This is a genomic window from Raineyella fluvialis (assembly GCF_009646095.1).
GTDB classification, from domain to species: Bacteria; Actinomycetota; Actinomycetes; order Propionibacteriales; family Propionibacteriaceae; genus Raineyella; species Raineyella fluvialis.
This window is the reverse complement of record NZ_CP045725.1, coordinates 3,562,230-3,578,291: the sequence shown is the minus strand read 5'-3', so window position 1 is coordinate 3,578,291 and position 16,062 is coordinate 3,562,230. Positions and strand designations below refer to the sequence as shown.

Annotated in this window: 14 protein-coding genes, 3 pseudogenes and 1 riboswitch; of the genes and pseudogenes, 10 read left to right on the top strand and 7 right to left on the bottom strand. The window is 69.9% G+C overall.

Translation table 11 applies throughout. The features are described from left to right. The first annotated feature begins 160 nt into the window (after positions 1–160). The 3 genes and pseudogenes from Rai3103_RS16510 (at position 161) to Rai3103_RS16500 (ending at position 2,142) form a co-directional block, all read left to right on the top strand. Positions 161–942, top strand: a pseudogene (locus Rai3103_RS16510) (ABC transporter ATP-binding protein). Then, positions 942–1,184 (top strand): hypothetical protein, encoded by a 243-nt coding sequence (locus tag Rai3103_RS16505; protein WP_153573483.1) that lies wholly within the window; start codon positions 942–944, stop codon positions 1,182–1,184. The pseudogene Rai3103_RS16510 and the gene Rai3103_RS16505 overlap by 1 nt, the downstream one beginning before the upstream one ends. Before the next feature lie 91 nt (positions 1,185–1,275). Then, entirely contained in the window at positions 1,276–2,142 is an 867-nt protein-coding gene (locus tag Rai3103_RS16500) for a TrmH family RNA methyltransferase (RefSeq protein ID WP_153573482.1), read from the top strand. Between the two features lie 3 nt (positions 2,143–2,145). On the opposite strand, the gene def is transcribed toward Rai3103_RS16500, so the two are convergent. Then, positions 2,146–2,733 carry a peptide deformylase gene (gene def / locus Rai3103_RS16495; protein WP_153573481.1) on the bottom strand — a complete coding sequence of 196 codons (588 nt, stop codon included), beginning with the start codon at positions 2,731–2,733 and terminating at the stop codon, positions 2,146–2,148. Between the two features lie 109 nt (positions 2,734–2,842). On the opposite strand from def, the gene Rai3103_RS16490 reads away from it, so the two are divergent. Then, the gene (locus Rai3103_RS16490) at positions 2,843–3,772 is read left to right on the top strand and encodes a tyrosine recombinase XerC (RefSeq protein ID WP_153573480.1); all 930 of its coding nucleotides are present in this window, start codon (positions 2,843–2,845) and stop codon (positions 3,770–3,772) included. A gap of 11 nt (positions 3,773–3,783) precedes the next feature. On the opposite strand, the gene Rai3103_RS16485 is transcribed toward Rai3103_RS16490, so the two are convergent. After that, entirely contained in the window at positions 3,784–4,791 is a 1,008-nt protein-coding gene (locus tag Rai3103_RS16485; protein WP_153573479.1) for a M23 family metallopeptidase, read from the bottom strand. A gap of 427 nt (positions 4,792–5,218) precedes the next feature. On the opposite strand from Rai3103_RS16485, the gene rpsB reads away from it, so the two are divergent. The 6 genes and pseudogenes from rpsB to rlmN all read left to right on the top strand — a co-directional run bounded on the left by rpsB (position 5,219) and on the right by rlmN (position 10,614). Further along, the gene (gene rpsB / locus Rai3103_RS16480) at positions 5,219–6,142 is read left to right on the top strand and encodes a 30S ribosomal protein S2 (protein ID WP_153573478.1); all 924 of its coding nucleotides are present in this window, start codon (positions 5,219–5,221) and stop codon (positions 6,140–6,142) included. Between the two features lie 36 nt (positions 6,143–6,178). Continuing rightward, the gene (gene tsf / locus Rai3103_RS16475) at positions 6,179–6,994 is read left to right on the top strand and encodes a translation elongation factor Ts (protein WP_153573477.1); all 816 of its coding nucleotides are present in this window, start codon (positions 6,179–6,181) and stop codon (positions 6,992–6,994) included. Positions 6,995–7,118: 124 nt separating this feature from the next. Beyond that, positions 7,119–7,829: a UMP kinase gene (pyrH, locus tag Rai3103_RS16470; protein ID WP_153573476.1), complete on the top strand. Its 711-nt coding sequence runs from the start codon at positions 7,119–7,121 to the stop codon at positions 7,827–7,829. 151 nt (positions 7,830–7,980) lie between these two features. Further along, positions 7,981–8,535: a ribosome recycling factor gene (frr, locus tag Rai3103_RS16465; protein WP_194793366.1), complete on the top strand. Its 555-nt coding sequence runs from the start codon at positions 7,981–7,983 to the stop codon at positions 8,533–8,535. Positions 8,536–8,537: 2 nt separating this feature from the next. Next, positions 8,538–9,439, top strand: a pseudogene (locus Rai3103_RS16460) (phosphatidate cytidylyltransferase). 2 nt (positions 9,440–9,441) lie between these two features. After that, complete coding sequence (gene rlmN, locus Rai3103_RS16455; protein WP_422396015.1) at positions 9,442–10,614, top strand: dual-specificity RNA methyltransferase RlmN; 1,173 nt, start codon at positions 9,442–9,444, stop codon at positions 10,612–10,614. Positions 10,615–10,625: 11 nt separating this feature from the next. On the opposite strand, the gene ribH is transcribed toward rlmN, so the two are convergent. The 5 genes and pseudogenes from ribH to Rai3103_RS16430 all read right to left on the bottom strand — a co-directional run bounded on the left by ribH (position 10,626) and on the right by Rai3103_RS16430 (position 15,951). Then, positions 10,626–11,099: a 6,7-dimethyl-8-ribityllumazine synthase gene (ribH, locus tag Rai3103_RS16450; protein WP_153573473.1), complete on the bottom strand. Its 474-nt coding sequence runs from the start codon at positions 11,097–11,099 to the stop codon at positions 10,626–10,628. Position 11,100: 1 nt separating this feature from the next. Next, positions 11,101–12,360 (bottom strand): 3,4-dihydroxy-2-butanone-4-phosphate synthase, encoded by a 1,260-nt coding sequence (gene ribB / locus Rai3103_RS16445; protein WP_228489007.1) that lies wholly within the window; start codon positions 12,358–12,360, stop codon positions 11,101–11,103. After that, a pseudogene (locus Rai3103_RS16440) lies at positions 12,353–12,981 on the bottom strand (riboflavin synthase). Before Rai3103_RS16440 ends, ribB begins: the two are co-directional and overlap by 8 nt. A gap of 1 nt (position 12,982) precedes the next feature. Then, the gene (gene ribD / locus Rai3103_RS16435; protein WP_153573471.1) at positions 12,983–14,014 is read right to left on the bottom strand and encodes a bifunctional diaminohydroxyphosphoribosylaminopyrimidine deaminase/5-amino-6-(5-phosphoribosylamino)uracil reductase RibD; all 1,032 of its coding nucleotides are present in this window, start codon (positions 14,012–14,014) and stop codon (positions 12,983–12,985) included. A gap of 139 nt (positions 14,015–14,153) precedes the next feature. Next, positions 14,154–14,283, bottom strand: a riboswitch (FMN riboswitch). 195 nt (positions 14,284–14,478) lie between these two features. Continuing rightward, positions 14,479–15,951: an MFS transporter gene (locus Rai3103_RS16430; protein WP_153573470.1), complete on the bottom strand. Its 1,473-nt coding sequence runs from the start codon at positions 15,949–15,951 to the stop codon at positions 14,479–14,481. Between the last annotated feature and the right edge of the window lie 111 nt (positions 15,952–16,062).

Sequence of the window (16,062 nt, the reverse complement as noted above, 5' to 3'; positions counted from 1 at the left end):
CAGCTCGGGCCGCTCGACCCCGGGTCGGCACCGTGGCGCAGGACGTTGAGCATGGTCACCAGGCGGATCGAGGCGAGCAGGGTCACGGCCTCCACCGTACGTCACGATCCGCGGTGAGCCGGGTGCGCGGGAGGGGCTCCGGCCATGTAGGTTCGGGGGCATGGTCGCTGTGGTGGATCTGGTCGATGTGAGCGTGAGGCGGGGCAGTACGACGCTGCTCGAGGGCATCAATTGGCAGGTCGGGGAGTCCGACCGCTGGGTGGTGCTCGGCCCCAACGGCGCCGGCAAGACCACCCTGCTGCGCCTCCTCACCGGAGACCTGTACCCGACCACCGGCATGGCCGGAGTGCTCGACGAGGTCCTCGGGGCGGTCAACGTCTTCGACCTGCGCCCCCGCATCGGCCTGGTGTCCCAGACCTTCCAGGAGCGGGTGCCGCGGGGCGAGACCGTGCACGACCTGGTGGTGTCCGCGGCCTACGCCGTTGTCGGACGCTGGAACGAGGAGTACGAGAACTTCGACCACGAGCGGGCCGATGCCCTGCTCGACCGCTTCGGCATGCTGGGCCTGCGCGACCGTACGTTCGGCACCCTCAGCTCGGGGGAGCGCAAGCGTGTCGAGATCGCCCGGGGCCTGATGGTCGACCCGGAGTTGCTGCTGCTCGACGAACCCGCGTCCGGCCTCGACCTGGGCGGCCGGGAGAAGCTCGTCACCCTCCTCGGTCACCTCGCGAACGACGCCTCGGCGCCGGCCAGCGTGATGGTGACCCATCACGTGGAGGAGATCCCCAGGGCATCACTCACGCGATGCTGCTCAAGAAGGGACACATCGTGGCGTCCGGGCCGGCCCGCGAGGTGCTCACCGAACCCCTGATGAGCGAGACGTTCGACCTGCCGCTGCGACTCATCATGAGCCAGGGCCGCTTCACCGCGAGGGCCCGCTGATGTCGATGCACCTGCAGGACTGGTTCGGCCAGAACATCTGGGCGCTGTGGCTGACCGGCGTCGTGCTGTCCCTGATGATCGAGCTGCTGCAACGGGATCGTCGCGCCCTGGCCGCCGCGGGCGGCTGCGCCATCGGCGCTGTCGTCGCCGCCATCGCCCCGGCCGCCTGGTGGCTCGCACCGATCGGCGCCGTCGTGGCGGTCGCCGCGTTCTGGATGATCCTGCGGCCGCGACGGGCCTGACGAACCTGGCGGGTCGTCCACGGCGTACGGACGTCGTCCGCCCCGTCGATCCGCGTCGGGGCGGCGTGGCCGAAGGGGCAGACTGGGACCGATGTCGAGCCCAGCCCTGAACCTTGTGACGATCACCGACCCCGATGACGAGCGCGTCGCGGACTACGTCCGCCTGCGCGACGTCTCACTGCGGCGTTCACTGGAGGCCGAACACGGCCTCTTCATCGCCGAGGGGGAGAAGGTGATCCGGCGCGCCCTCGAGGGCGGTTATCCGCCTCGCTCCTTCCTGCTCGCGCCGCGCTGGATCGAGTCGCTGGCGGATGCCCTCGCCGAACATCCCGACGTGCCGATCTATGTGGTGTCCGAGGCGATGGCCGAGGAGATCACCGGCTTCCACGTGCACCGCGGCGCCCTCGCCTCGCTGCACCGGGGGACGGGCCGGGTGATGGCGGATCTGCTCGGGCTGCAGCGTCTCGTCGTGTGCGAGGACATCGTCGACCACACCAATGTCGGTGCCATCCTTCGGTCGGCCGCCGGGATGGGGTGGGACGGCTGCCTGCTGGCGCCCCGTGCGGCCGATCCGCTCTACCGGAGGTCGATCAAGGTGTCGATGGGGGCGGTGTTCTCCTTGCCCTGGGCACGGGTCGACTCCTGGGCCGATGCCGTCCCGACGCTGCAGGAGGCCGGCTTCCTGACGCTGGCGATGGCCCTGAGCGACGACTCGCGTCCCCTGCCGGACGTCGCCCAGGAGCTGTCGCCGGACCGGAAGGTGGCCATCCTTCTCGGCACCGAGGGGGACGGTCTGTCGCGTCGCTGGATCGAGCAGGCGGACATCGTGGTCAGGATCCCGATGGGGCACGGGATCGACTCCCTCAATGTGGCCGCTGCATCGGCCGTGGCGTGTTATGCCCTGGGCCCCGCGGGGAGGATGGCCGACCCCTCCGGACCCGCGGCTGCTGGTGCCTGATCCTCAGGCCGACGTCTTCTTGGGCGTCACCGGCCAGTCCTCCGGGTAGAGGTGGGCCAAGGCCTCGTGCGACTGGTAGAGCTTCTTGCGGACACGGGTGGAGAGCCGGTCGCCGAAGACCATCCCGTTGAGGTGGTCCGTCTCGTGTTGCAGACAGCGGGCCAGTAGACCCGTGCCGTGCACCTCGATCGGATTGCCGTCGACGTCCTGGCCGCGGCAGACCGAGTGGTCGGTCCGCGCCAGCGGCGCATAGCCACCCGGAAGGGAAAGGCAGCCCTCGTCCGCGGATTCCAGGGTGCGGTCACGGCCCTCGGGCAGTTCGACGACCGGATTGCAGACGACCCCGACTTGGGAGTGATTGTCGGCGTCCGGGCAGTCGTAGACGAACACGGCCAGACTCACCCCCACCTGGGTGGCGGCGAGCCCGACACCCTGGGCCGCCTCCATGGTGGCGAACATGTCGCGGACGAGGGTGCGCAGCTCATCGTCGAAGTCGACGACCGGGCTGGTGGGGGCGTGCATCACCGGCGTACCCCAGCGGGTGATGGGGCGGATCGTCCCGCCGGTGGTGAGCTCGCTGAGGCTCGTCATTGCTGCGTCCTGTCTCTGGGAGGGGATGGTGTGAGGTCTGGCGGTCCCACTCTAGGACTGACGGCGTGGCTGACTTGCACCAGAGGGCGGGGCGGCGAACAGTTGCTGCATGAGCGGAGGTGGCGAGCTGCCGGACGAGGTCCGCCAGGTCCTGGCGGCCTATCGCCGCCATCTCGAGGGGGAGAGGAACGTCTCACCGCACACGGTGCGGGCCTATGTCGGAGACGTCACGGAGTTGTCCGACCATCTGGCCCGGCAGGGCACCCTGCGCCTCGAGGACGTGACCATCACCGACCTTCGGGGTTGGCTGGGCGCCCAGCAGAGGGATGGCGCGTCACGGGCCACCCTCGGACGGCGGGCCTCGGCCATCCGTAGCTTCTTCGCCTGGGCTCGCCGCGATGGCCTGGTGGCCGTCGATCCAAGCCTGCGGCTGGCCTCGCCGAGGGCCGCCCGTCCGCTGCCGGCCACACTGGACCAGTCACAGGCCGCCGCCCTGATGGATGAGGCGAGGTTGCGTGCAGCTGAGCAGGCGGGTCCACTCGGTGTGCGAGACGTCGCCATCCTCGAGTTGTTGTACGCCTCGGGACTGCGGGTCTCGGAGTTGTGCGGTCTGGACACCTCCTCCGTGGATGCGGACAGGCAGTTGGTGCGGGTGCTCGGCAAGGGGGACAAGGAGCGGGTGGTCCCGGTCGGCCGCCCGGCCCTGATGGCGGTGACCGCATGGATGGCCCGCCGCCCGGAGGTCAGCACGCCGTCGAGCGGGCAGGCGCTCTTCCTCGGGGCACGCGGTGCCCGAATCGATCCCCGGGTCGTCCGCCGGCTTGTCCACCGCCACCTCGGGCTGGTGACCGGAGCCCCGGACCTCGGCCCACACGGTCTGCGCCACGCGATGGCGACGCATCTGCTGGAGGGGGGTGCCGATCTGCGCACCGTCCAGGAGATGCTCGGGCACGCCTCGCTGGCGACGACGCAGATCTACACGCACGTGACGGCGGACCGATTGCAGGCGGCGTTCCGCCAGGCCCATCCGCGTGCCTGAAGCCGGTGGAGTCATTCGAGTCGGGACGGGTCGATGAGCATGCCGTCCTCCCAGGCCATCAGGTGGAGGTGGCAGCCGGTCGACCAGCCGGTCGACCCGACGGTGCCGAGCACCTGGCCGCGCTGGACCCCACTGCCGGCCAGTACCGAATAGCCTTCGGCATGGTTCATCGAGGTCACCAGATGATGCCCGTCCACGAGGCCGTGATCGATACGGATCCGCCAGCCGTACGCGGGGTGGCGGACGACCTCGGTCACGGTGCCGGCGAGCGGAGCTCTGATCGGCGTCCCACAGGGAGCACCGTGGTCGACGCCGTCGTGAAGCTTGCGGATCCCTGTCACCGGATGCACCCGAAGCCCGAACGGGGAGGTGACGGGGCCGGGCACAGGGTCGATCCATCCTCCCGGGCCGCTCCCGCCCCCGGAGGGCAGGATGCCCGCTGTCATCCGCGTCCCCGCATCCCGGCGGGCGGCCGTGACCTCTTCTGACCCGACCAGGCGGACCGGCGGTCCCTGGGCCACGGCCGGCAGCAGCAGGGGGTCGAGATAGGCGTCGCCGCGTCGCGCCCCCCAGTGCAGGCAACTGGCCGGGGCACAGCTGGCGTGTCCAGCCTGGAGTACCCCGAGGACATCGCCGGGGGCGACCTGCTGCCCGACCTGGACGCGAGGCTCCACCGGCTCATACGTCGTACGCACGGCGCCGTGGTCCACCACCACGACACCCCTGCCCGCGAGGGCGGAGGCGTATGTCACCGTGCCGGCCGCGGCGGCGAGCACCGGTGCGCCGGCTGCGGCGGCCAGGTCGACGCCGCGGTGGCCGGTGAGCCACGGATCGGCGGGAGGGGAGAACCCGTTCAACACGGGTCCCGGGACGGGGAGGACCGCGGCCGACACGCCCTCCGGGCCGGCGGCCATAGGCAGGGCGGACGCCTCGGTGGTGACCCGTAGGCTCAGTCCGGCTCCGACGAGGACGGTGCAGAGCAGCGACGTGATCAGGTGGCAGAAGGGGAGTCGTCTCACCCTCGCAGACTGGGACTCCAGGCCCCGCGATGAGCCCCGACATCGCGGCCTGTGGACAGCTCACCAGGACCTCGGTCTACTGTGGAGAATCGCCCGGCGGGGCACGGCCGATCAGTTCGTGTCCTCCGGGAGCCGGATCTGCGTCGCGCCGATGTCCGTATCGGAGGCCTTCGGCTCCTCCGATACGGCACCGGACGGGGGTCAACTGGCATCGTTCCCGGGGCCGCCCTAGACTGCTCCCAGCACCTCGAACCATTCGGGGTGACTTCGCATGCAGTCCCACCGGTGGGAGCCGCGCCTCGGCGCGGGTGAACCGGGCGTCCCGTACGGTCCCTTCGGGGTGGAGGACGTGACTGCATCAGGCGGTGCCGAAAGCCGGCACCGGACGAACCGTGGGCGCGTACGCGCGCCGCAAGGAGGAACGGCCATGGCCGTCGTGACTGCCCGTGAGCTGCTCGAGAACGGTGTCCACTTCGGGCACCAGACCCGCCGCTGGAACCCGAAGATGAAGCGCTTCATCTTCAACGAGCGCAACGGGATCTACATCATCGACCTGCAGCAGTCGCTCAAGTACATCGACAAGGCGTACGCCTTCGTCAAGGAGACCGTCTCGCGCGGCGGTCAGATCCTGTTCGTCGGCACCAAGAAGCAGGCCCAGGAAGCCATCGCCCAGCAGGCGACTCGCGTCGGGATGCCCTACGTGAACCAGCGCTGGCTCGGTGGCATGCTCACCAACTTCCAGACCATCTCCAAGCGGATCGCCCGCATGAAGGAGCTGGAGGCGATGGACTTCGAGAAGGTGCAGGGCTCCGGCCTCACCAAGAAGGAGCTCCTCGGCCTGTCGCGCGAGAAGGACAAGCTGGTCAAGGACCTCGGTGGCATCCGGGACATGGTCCGCACCCCGCAGGCCGTGTGGATCGTGGACACCAAGAAGGAGCACCTCGGCGTCGACGAGGCCCGCAAGCTGCGGATCCCGATCGTGGCGATCCTCGACACCAACTGCGATCCCGACGAGGTCGACTACGCCATCCCGGGCAACGACGACTCCATCCGGTCCGTCTCCCTGCTCACCCGCGTGATCGCCGACGCCGTGGCCGATGGCCTGATGTCGCGTTCCGCCGGCGAGGCCACCTCCACCGAGGCCGCCGAGCCGATGGCCGAGTGGGAGAAGGAGCTGCTCAACGCCGGTAACCAGGAGGCCGCCAAGGCCGAGGCCGCCCCGGCTGCCGAGACGCCGGCCGCCGAGACGCCGGTGACCGAGGCTGCGGCGCCGGAGGCTGCCCCGGCCCCCGAGGCTGACGCGCCGCAGGCTGCCCCGGCCACCGAGGCACCCGCCACCGACAACGAGTGATCCCACCCGCACAATCGCAGAAGGACCAAGGAACAGATGGCAATCACTGCAGCAGACGTCAAGAAGCTCCGCGACGCCACCGGCGCCGGCATGATGGACGCCAAGAAGGCCCTCACCGAGGCTGACGGCGACTTCGAGAAGGCCGTCGAGATCCTCCGTGTCGCCGGCCAGGCCAAGACCGCGAAGCGCGCCGATCGCGAGGCCTCCAACGGTCTGGTCGCCAACAAGGGCGGTGCCCTCGTCCAGCTCGGTTCCGAGACGGACTTCGTCGCCAAGAACGAAGAGTTCATCGCTCTTGCCGACACCATCGTCGAGGCCGTCGAGGCCGCCAAGGCGACCGACCTGGAGACCGCCAAGGCGGTCAAGCTCCCCGACGGCAGCACTGTCGACGAGGCCATCCAGTCGCTGGCCGCCAAGATCGGCGAGAAGCTCGAGCTCAAGAACGTCGCATTCTTCGACGGCAAGACCAACGTCTACATGCACCGTCGTTCCTCCGACCTGCCCCCGCAGGTCGGCGTGATGATCGAGTTCGAGGGTGACGACGAGGGCACGGCGCACCGCACCTCGATGCAGATCGCGGTGATGAACCCTCGCTTCCTCACCCGCGACGAGGTCCCGGCCGAGGAGGTCGACAAGGAGCGCGCCATCGCCGAGGAGATCGCCAAGGAGGAGGGCAAGCCCGAGAAGGCGATCCCGAGGATCGTTGAGGGCCGCGTCAACGGCTTCTTCAAGGACATCGTCCTGCTGGAGCAGGTGTCCGAGGTCTCGGACACCAAGGAGACCGTCGGCAAGATGCTGGAGAAGGCGGGCCTCACGGTCAGCCGTTTCGTCCGGTTCGAAGCCGGCGCCTGATCCGACCATGACGTGCGCCACGGGGGTATCCCCGTGGCGCACGTCGTCGCTCAGGCTCAGGTCAGCTGCCCCGTAGGCTACGTACCGCAGTCCCACATCCGACGCATTCCCACAGGAGATCTCCATGAGTTCGTACCACCGCATCCTGCTGAAGCTGTCCGGTGAGGCCTTCGGGGGTGGCAAGGTCGGGGTCGACCCTCGGGTCGTCGATTCCATCGCCCATCAGATCGCCGAGGTCGTGCAATCGGGTGTGCAGGTGTGTGTGGTGGTGGGCGGCGGGAACTTCTTCCGCGGCGTCGAGCTCTACCAGGCCGGCATGGAACGTGAGCGGGCCGACTACATGGGCATGCTCGGCACCGTGATGAACTGCCTGGCCCTGCAGGACTTCTGTGAGCAGGCCGGCGTCCCGACCCGGGTGCAGACAGCGATCGAGATGCGCCAGGTCGCCGAGCCCTACATCCCGCGGCGTGCGGACCGGCACATGGAGAAGGGGCGCGTCGTCATCTTCGGCGCGGGCTCCGGCATGCCCTACTTCTCCACCGACACGGTGGCCGCGCAGCGCGGCCTGGAGATGCACGTCGATGCCCTGCTGATGGGCAAGATGGGTGTCGACGGCGTCTACGACTGCGACCCGAAGACGAACCCCGAGGCCCAGAAGTTCGACACGCTGACGTACGACGAGTACCTCGCGCGCGACCTCAAGGTCGCCGACGCAGCCGCTATCAGCCTGGCCCGGGACAACGATCTGCCGATGATCTTCTTCAACCTCAACACTGAGGGCAACATCATGCGCGTCGTGAAGGGCGAGCAGATCGGTACTGTAGTCCACAAGTGACGCGCGGCGTCGCCCATGGCGGCGGACGGTCTGAAAGACTGGTCCGGCCGCAGCCATCCGGTACTCCTGCGGCTCGGCCGTCCCCGCTCACGCGGGCCGGCCGCCACTGACCCGCGGCAGCCCGCCGCACGCTGAGAAAGGAACCCTCGTGATCGGCGACATCACCACCGAAGCGAAGTCCAAGATGGACCATGCAGTCGAGTTCGCCAAGGAGGAGTTCGCTGCCATCCGGACCGGCCGGGCCCATCCTGCGATGTTCAACAAGCTCTCCGCTGAGTACTACGGCACGCCCACCCCGCTGCAGCAGCTGGCCTCCTTCAACGTTCCCGAAGCGCGGATGATCCTCATCACGCCCTACGACCGCAGCGCCATCAACGCGGTGGAGAAGGCGATCAGGGACTCCGATCTGGGGGTCAACCCGTCCAACGACGGCGTCTCGATCCGCTGCGTACTGCCCGAGCTGACCGCCGAGCGTCGCAAGGAGTACACCAAGCTCGCCAAGTCCAAGGCCGAGGACGCCAAGGTGTCCGTACGGACCTCACGCCGGGCGGCCAAGGAGGCCATCGACAAGCTGGTCAAGGACAAGGAGATCGGCGAGGACGAGGGCAAGCGCGCCGAGGCCGAGCTGGATCGGACGACGAAGAAGTACACCGACCTGATCGACGAGCTGCTGAAGGCCAAAGAGGCCGAACTCCTCGAGGTCTGACCTTGTCGCCCACCGGGTCACCGGAAGGCTCCGCCGGGCCCGGTCCGCGGCAGCAGCCGACGCGCCGCGGATCGGGCCGGGCCGGGCGGAACCTCCCCGCCGCCATCTCGGTGGGGGTCGTCCTGGCGGGGATCCTCATCGCGAGCCTGCTCTGGTGGCTGCCGGGCTTCGTCATCCTGGCGACACCCTGATCGGGATGGCCGCCGTCGAGGTGCACCAAGCCCTGCGCAAGGTGGGCATGACCTCGGCGATCGTGCCGATCGAGGTCGGCCTGGTGGCGATGATGGCCGGCTCGTACCTCGTCTCGCAGTTGACCGTCGGCGACGCTGCCACCTTCCTGCTGGCCTGCCTCGGTGCGACCGTCCTGGCCGCCTTCCTCGTCCGGCTGCCCAAGGGCGCCAAGGGGTTCGTCAAGGACACCGCGGCCAGCATGTTGATCATCGCCTACCTGCCGCTGATGGGAGCCTTCGTCAGCCTGCTGGTGGGGGAGGGACGAGGTGCCGCGCGGGTCCTCCTCTGGCTCGGCACGGTGATCTGCTCCGACACCGGGGGCTACGTCTTCGGTGTGCTGTTCGGACGCCACCCGATGGCGCCCACCATCAGTCCGAAGAAGACCTGGGAGGGTTTCGCCGGTTCCGTCCTGCTCGGGACGGCCTTCGGGGCCTTGGTCGGGCACCTGGTCCTGGGCAGCTCGTGGTGGATCGGCATGCTCGTCGGGGTGATCCTTGTCGGCGCGGCTATCCTGGGGGATCTGGTCGAGTCGTTGGTGAAGCGCGACCTCGGCATCAAGGACATGGGCGACTTCCTCCCAGGGCACGGAGGAGCCACCGATCGCATCGATGCGATGCTCCTGTCCGCCCCGACCGCCTGGATCCTCATGCATTTCCTCATCCCCGGAGCTTGAACGTGACCTCTGAACGACCCGAGTCCTCTGTCGTCGAGGGGCCGCGTACGCACCCCCAACTCGTGTTCACCGCCCCACGGCGCGGCAAGCCACCGGTGCACTGGGCCGACCTCGGCGTGCAGGAGCGCAAGGAGGCGGTGGCCGCCCTGGGCCTGCCGACGTTCCGCGCCCAGCAGCTGTCGCGCCACTGGTTCGTGCACTCGACGGCGGACCCGGCCGACTGGACTGACATCCCCGCGGGCCGACGTCAGGAGATCGCGGACGCGCTGTTCCCTCCGCTGCTGGAGGAGGTCCGCTCCCTCACCGCCGATGCCGGCACCACCGTGAAGACCCTGTGGAAGCTGCATGACGGTTCGATGGTGGAGTCCGTGCTGATGCACTACCCGGCATCCGGCGGGTCAGCGGCTCGCACCACCGTCTGCGTATCGTCCCAGGCCGGCTGTGGCATGGCCTGCCCCTTCTGCGCCACGGGCCAGGGCGGACTCCAGCGCAACCTGAGCGCCGCCGAGATCGTTGCGCAGATCGTCGATGCCAATGCCAGGCTCGCCGCCGGCACCGTCCCGGGTGCCACCGGCCGGGTCAACAACATCGTCTTCATGGGGATGGGCGAGCCGCTGGCGAACTACGCCACGGTGATCCGGGCGATCCGTACGCTGCTGGCCGACCAGCCCGACGGGCTGGGGATGAGTGCCCGGGGGATCACCGTGTCGACGGTCGGTCTGGTCCCCGGGATCGACAAGCTGGCGGCCGAGGGGCTGCCGATCACGCTGGCCCTGTCGCTGCATGCCCCCGATGACGAACTCCGCGACGACCTCGTCCCGATCAACAACCGCTGGAAGGTCGACGAGGCCGTCGACGCCGCCTGGCGCTATGCCAAGGCCACCAAGCGGCGCGTCTCCATCGAGTACGCCCTGATCCGTGACATCAACGACCAGGCGGACCGGGCCGACAGGCTCGCCCGGCTGCTCAGGAAACGGGGCGACTGGGGCTGGTTCCACGTCAACCTGATCCCGCTGAACCCGACACCGGGATCGAAGTGGACCGCGTCGCGGCGCCAGGACGAGCACGAGTTCGTCCGCCGCCTCGAGGCGCACGGGGTCCCGGTGACGATCCGGGACACCCGAGGCCGTGAGATTGACGGTGCGTGCGGCCAGTTGGCCGCGACAGCCCGCTGACCCGATTCGGGTCAGGCGGACGGGACGGCGTCGAGGGCGTCCAGGGTGGCGAGCACGGCCATGCCGGCCTCGTAGCCCTTGTCCTCCTTCGACGTGGGTAGGCCGGCCCGATCCAGGGCCTGCTGCTCGTCGTCACAGGTGAGCACGCCGAAGCCGATGGGGACGCCGGTGTCGACCGCCACCTGGGTCAGGCCCATCGTCGCCGCCTCGCAGACGTAGTCGAAGTGCGGTGTCCCGCCACGGACCACGACACCCAGCGCGACCAGCGCGTCGAACCGGTCCGCGAGCCGGCGGCAGGCGACGGGCAACTCGAAGGTGCCGGGGACCCGGACCACCGTCACCTGGCTCACCCCGTGCTCCTGCAGAGCGGCGGTGGCCCGGACGACCATCTGGTCGGTCACCTCGGGATACCACTGGGCGCCGACGACGGCCACGCGCCGGCCCGAGCCGTCAGCGGTGATGTGCGGGGAGCCGAAACCGGCCATGTCAGACCTCCTGGGGGGTGGCGAGGGAGTGCGGGACGCCGTCGAGCAGGATGTGGTGTCCCATGCGGTCGCGCTTGGTGCGCAGGTAGAACTCGTTGTCGGGGGTGGGGGCGGTCCACGACGGGGCGACGCTCGTCACCTCGATCCCGGCGGTCCGCAGGGCGCGCACCTTGTCGGGGTTGTTCGTCATCAGTTCGAGCCGGGTGACGCCCAGGTCGTGGAGGATCGCTGCCGCGGCGCCGTACTCGCGGTCGTCGACCGGCAGGCCGAGCTCGGTCTGGGCATCGACGGTGTCCCACCCCGCGTCCTGGAGGTGGTAGGCCTGCAGCTTCGCGAGCAGGCCGACGCCGCGCCCCTCGTGGCCGCGCAGGTAGACCACTGCGCCGCCGCGTCGGGCCACGGTCTCGAGAGACTGCTCGAGTTGGGGACCGCAGTCACAGCGCAGCGACCCGAACACGTCACCGGTGAGACATTCGGAGTGCACCCGGACGGCAGGCTCGCTGCCGTCGCGCCCACGTAGGCCCTGGGGGCTGATCAGGGCGAGGTGTTCCGCCCCGGTCTGCAGGTCCAGGTAGCCGACGACGCGGAACTCGCCGTGCTGGGTGGGCAGCCGGGTGACGGCGTCCCGCCGGACCCGGTCGTGAGTCTGGCGCCAGCTGGCCAGTTCGGCGATGGTGATCACCGCGAGTCCCTCGGCCTCGCCCAGGGCGAGGACGTCGGGCGTACGCATCATCGAGCCGTCGTCGTGGACCAGTTCGCCGATGGCGCCGACGGGTTCCAGCCCGGCGAGCCGGCACAGGTCGACGGCGGCCTCCGTGTGGCCGCGCCGTTCCAGGACACCGCCATCACGTGCGCGCAGCGGGAGGATGTGGCCGGGGCGGATCAGCGACCCCGGCTGCGAGCCCGGGTCGGCGAGCACACGCAGCGTACGGGTCCGGTCATGGGCCGAGATGCCGGTGGTGACACCCTCGGCGGCGTCACAGGAGACCGTGTAGGCCGTACGGAGCGGATCGGTGTTGCGGGAGACCATCAGGGGCAGTTCGAGGGCGTCGGCACGGGCCTTGGTCATCGGCGCGCAGAGGTAGCCCGACGAGTGCCGGATCGTCCAGCCGAGCCACTCCTCGGTGAGGGTCTGCGCGGACAGGATGACGTCACCCTCGTTCTCGCGGTCCTCGTCGTCCAGCACGAGGACGGGGCGGCCTTGCCGCAGCTCCTCGAGCGCCCGTTCGATGGGGCTGAACCCCACCGGCAACTCACTCATGGTCTCCTCCATTCTGGTGCGCCCACCCGGTCCCGATCCGGTCCAGGTAGGTCGCCACGTATTTGCCGATCACGTCGACCTCGAGATTGACGGTGGCGCCGATCGGTAGGACGCCGAGGGTCGTGTCGCTGAGCGTGGTCGGGATCAGGGACACCGTGAACGCCTCGGGACGGACCGCCACGACGGTGAGCGACACGCCGTCGACGGTCACCGACCCCTTCTCGACGAGGTAGCGGGACAGGTCGGAGGGCAGGCTGAACTCCAGTACCTCCCAGGTGTCCCCGGGGTCCGCGCCCGTAGCGTCCCGGTCCCGTCGACGTGCCCCTGGACAATGTGGCCCCCGAGCCGTCCACCGGGCGACATCGCGCGTTCGAGGTTCACCGCGGATCCCGGTCGCAGCGAGCCCAGGTCGGAACGGTCGAGGGACTCGGCCATCACGTCGACGAAGAAGGTGTCGTCCTCGAGGCCGGTCACGGTGAGACAGACCCCGTTGACGCAGATCGAGTCGCCGTGGTGCGCATCCGACACGACCTGCGGGCCGCGGATGCGGAACACCGCGCTGGCCTCCCCAGGTCGTACGTCGACGACCTCGCCGATCTCCTCGACAATGCCGGTGAACATGTCAGGCCTCCCTCCCGGCCGGAGCCAGGATCATTCGTACGTCGGGGCCGACGCGGGTCACGTCGACCAGGTCGAGGTGCAGGGCATCGGCCAGGGTGCCGATACCGAGGTCGCCGATCATCGGGCGCCCCGCGCCCAGCAGCGCCGGTGCGAGGTAGGCGACCACCTCGTCGACCAGCCCGTCACGGAGGAAGGCTGCCGCCAGTGTGGCGCCACCTTCCAGCCACACGTGCCGGATGCCGGCCCGGTGGAGCTCGGCGAGGGCCGCAGCCGGGTCGTGGCCGGTCAGGAACAGCGTCTGCGCCTCGCTCGAGCGCAGCTGTGCGTGCGCGGGGACGGGGCGGTCGCCCAGGACGACCCGCAGTGGCTGACGCGGAGCTGGGGTCCCCTGGGAGTCCCGGACCGTCAGCCGCGGGTCGTCGGCGAGCGCGGTGCCGGTCCCGACGACGATGGCATCGCACAGCGCCCGCAGCCTGTGCACATCCGCACGGGCGTCGGGTGAGGTGATCCACTGGGAGCTGCCGTCGGCCGCGGACGTCCGTCCGTCCAGGGTCGCAGCGACCTTCCACGTGACGTAGGGCCGGCCGAGGCGCAGCGCGCGCGTCCAGATCCGGTTGACCGCCTCTGCTTCGGTCGCCAGCAGTCCGCCGGCGACCTCGATGCCGGCCTCGCGCAGGGTGTCCCCGCCGCCGGCGGCCGTGGGGTTGGGATCGGGCTGGGCGAAGACCACCCGGGCCACCCCCGCCTCGGCCAGTGCCACCGCGCAGGGGCCGGTGCGCCCGGTGTGGTTGCACGGTTCGAGCGAGACGTAGGCAGTGGCCCCACGTGCGGCATCGCCCGCCACCCGGAGGGCCTCGATCTCGGCGTGCGGGGTACCCGCGCCGTGGTGCCACCCCTCACCGACGACGATGCCGTCGGGAGAGACCAGGACCGCGCCGACGCGTGGATTCGGGTCCGGCAGGGGAGAGTTGAGCGCGAGCGCGATGGCGCGGCGCAGCAGGGTCAGATCGCGTTCGGCGTCCGGCCGGTTCATCACCCCTCCTCAGGTCCTCGCAGGACCCCGGGGTGACACGAAGGGAGGCGGCTTTCGGACGTGACGACGGGTCGATCGGCAGCCAGCCGATCGCCACCGTGGCACAGCACCGGTCAGACCGGCGTGTGGCCGCCACGTACGCGTGCGCCTCCCATCCGGACTTTCACCGTCGGTCCCGGAATTCCACCGGATCAACCGACTCCCACGAAGGGAGCCGGGTCGCGGACTTTCACCGCCGGTTCGGACTTACACCGACCCCGGAGCACGTACCGCAGACGTTACCACGCAGCACGCGGGCACCACAGGGACGTCGACACCGAGAGACGGGCGCAGCCTGGCGCGAGTTCCGGCGGATAGCCACGCCATCCCGGCGGACGCCACAGCGGGCCGGCGTCCCCAAGGACACCGGCCCGCTGTGCAGGTGGTGAAGGGCCCCGATCAACGATCCGGCCCGACGTCGACGGTCAGCTCACCGCATGCCGTGCGGTCTCCTCCGCCTGCTCGGCGGCCAGCTGCTCCGCATCCGAGCGGCCCTTGGCCGGCCGGGGCACCAGGACGGTCATCACCGCGCCGAACACGGCGACTCCGGCGAACACGTAGAAGGCGGCGTCTCCCTTCAGGCCGGCGGCGGCCAGCCAGCCGCCGATCAGCGGGCCAAGGATGCCACCCAGCCGGCCGAAGCCGGAGCACCAGGCGACGCCAGCGGCCCGGACGTTGGTGGTGTAGTAGTTCGACGTGAAGCCGTAGATCAGCACCTGGGTGCCCAGCACGCCGACACCGGCGACGGCGATGAAGGCGAGCAGCAGCGGGATCGGGAAGCCGAAGGTCATCAGGGTCAGGGAGAGCGCGGCCAGCGTGAAGGTGGTGAAGATGACCCGCTGCGGTCCGGCCTTGTCGGCGACCCGGGAGGCGATCAGGCCACCGACGACGGCCCCGCCGTTGAGGAGCAGCAGGAAGATGAGGCCGTACTGCTTGGCGGCGTCGGCGCCCATGCCGGCGTCCTTGAAGTGTCCGCCCATGATGGTCGGCAGCCAGGTGTTCAGACCGAAGGTGAGCAGCAGGCCGGAGAAGCTCATGAAACCGAGGAAGAGCGTGCCGACCAGGTACTTCCGGGAGAAGATGCCGGCGAACCCGGTCTTCTGCGGCTGCTCGAGGTGCAGGTCCTCGGCGACGGGCACGCCGCCGTACTGCTGGTGCTCGGTGAGCGGGATGCCGGTGCGGCGCGAGATCTCGGCGGCCTTGTCGACCTGCCCGCGGCTGAGCAACCAGCGGGGGGACTCGGGCAGCTTGGCGAGGGCGAGGGGGAAGAGGAACAGGATCGGTGTGGCGCCGACCATGAACATGCCGCGCCACCCGATGTGGCCGAGCAGAGCGAGGCCCAGGACTGCGGCGAGGACGCCGCCGGCGGGGATGCCGGAGTAGACGATCGCGTTGTAGAAGTTGCGCTTGCCGGCCGGCGCGAACTCGGCCATCACCGCACCCGCGGTCGCCAGCAGGACCCCGAGCCCGAGGCCGGTGAGCAGCCGCAGCGTGCCGAAGACGGCGATCGACTGGGCGAAGGCAGTGGCGAACATGCCCAGCGAGAACCAGGCGATACCGGCCAGGATGAGCTTCTTGCGCCCGATCCGGTCGCCGATGGCGCCCGCCGTCAGGGCACCGATCATCACGCCGATGAGGGCGTACGATCCGAGCTCGCCGGCCACCGCCGGGTTGATCTTGAGGCCGCCACTGATGCCGCTGGACCACCAGCCCAAGGTGTTGGAGCCGCCGGTCGCCAGACCGGGCAGGACCGTGCCGTACACGGTCAGGTCGAAGCCGTCGAACAGCAGCGAGAGGCCGGCGATCGCGGCCACCCAGCCGGCAGTCCTGGCCTCTTTGGCGGGGTCGGCGGGAATGTCGGGGATGCTCCGCGCACGGAGCTGTTGCGTGGTGTCCATGGGTCCTCCCAGGGTCGGGGGTCCGTCGTCGGCGCTGGCGCGGCCTTCGGTGACCTGGAGTCCGCTCGCCCGGTCCGGGTCCGCGGGGCCCGGCTTCTGCCCGGCTGAGAA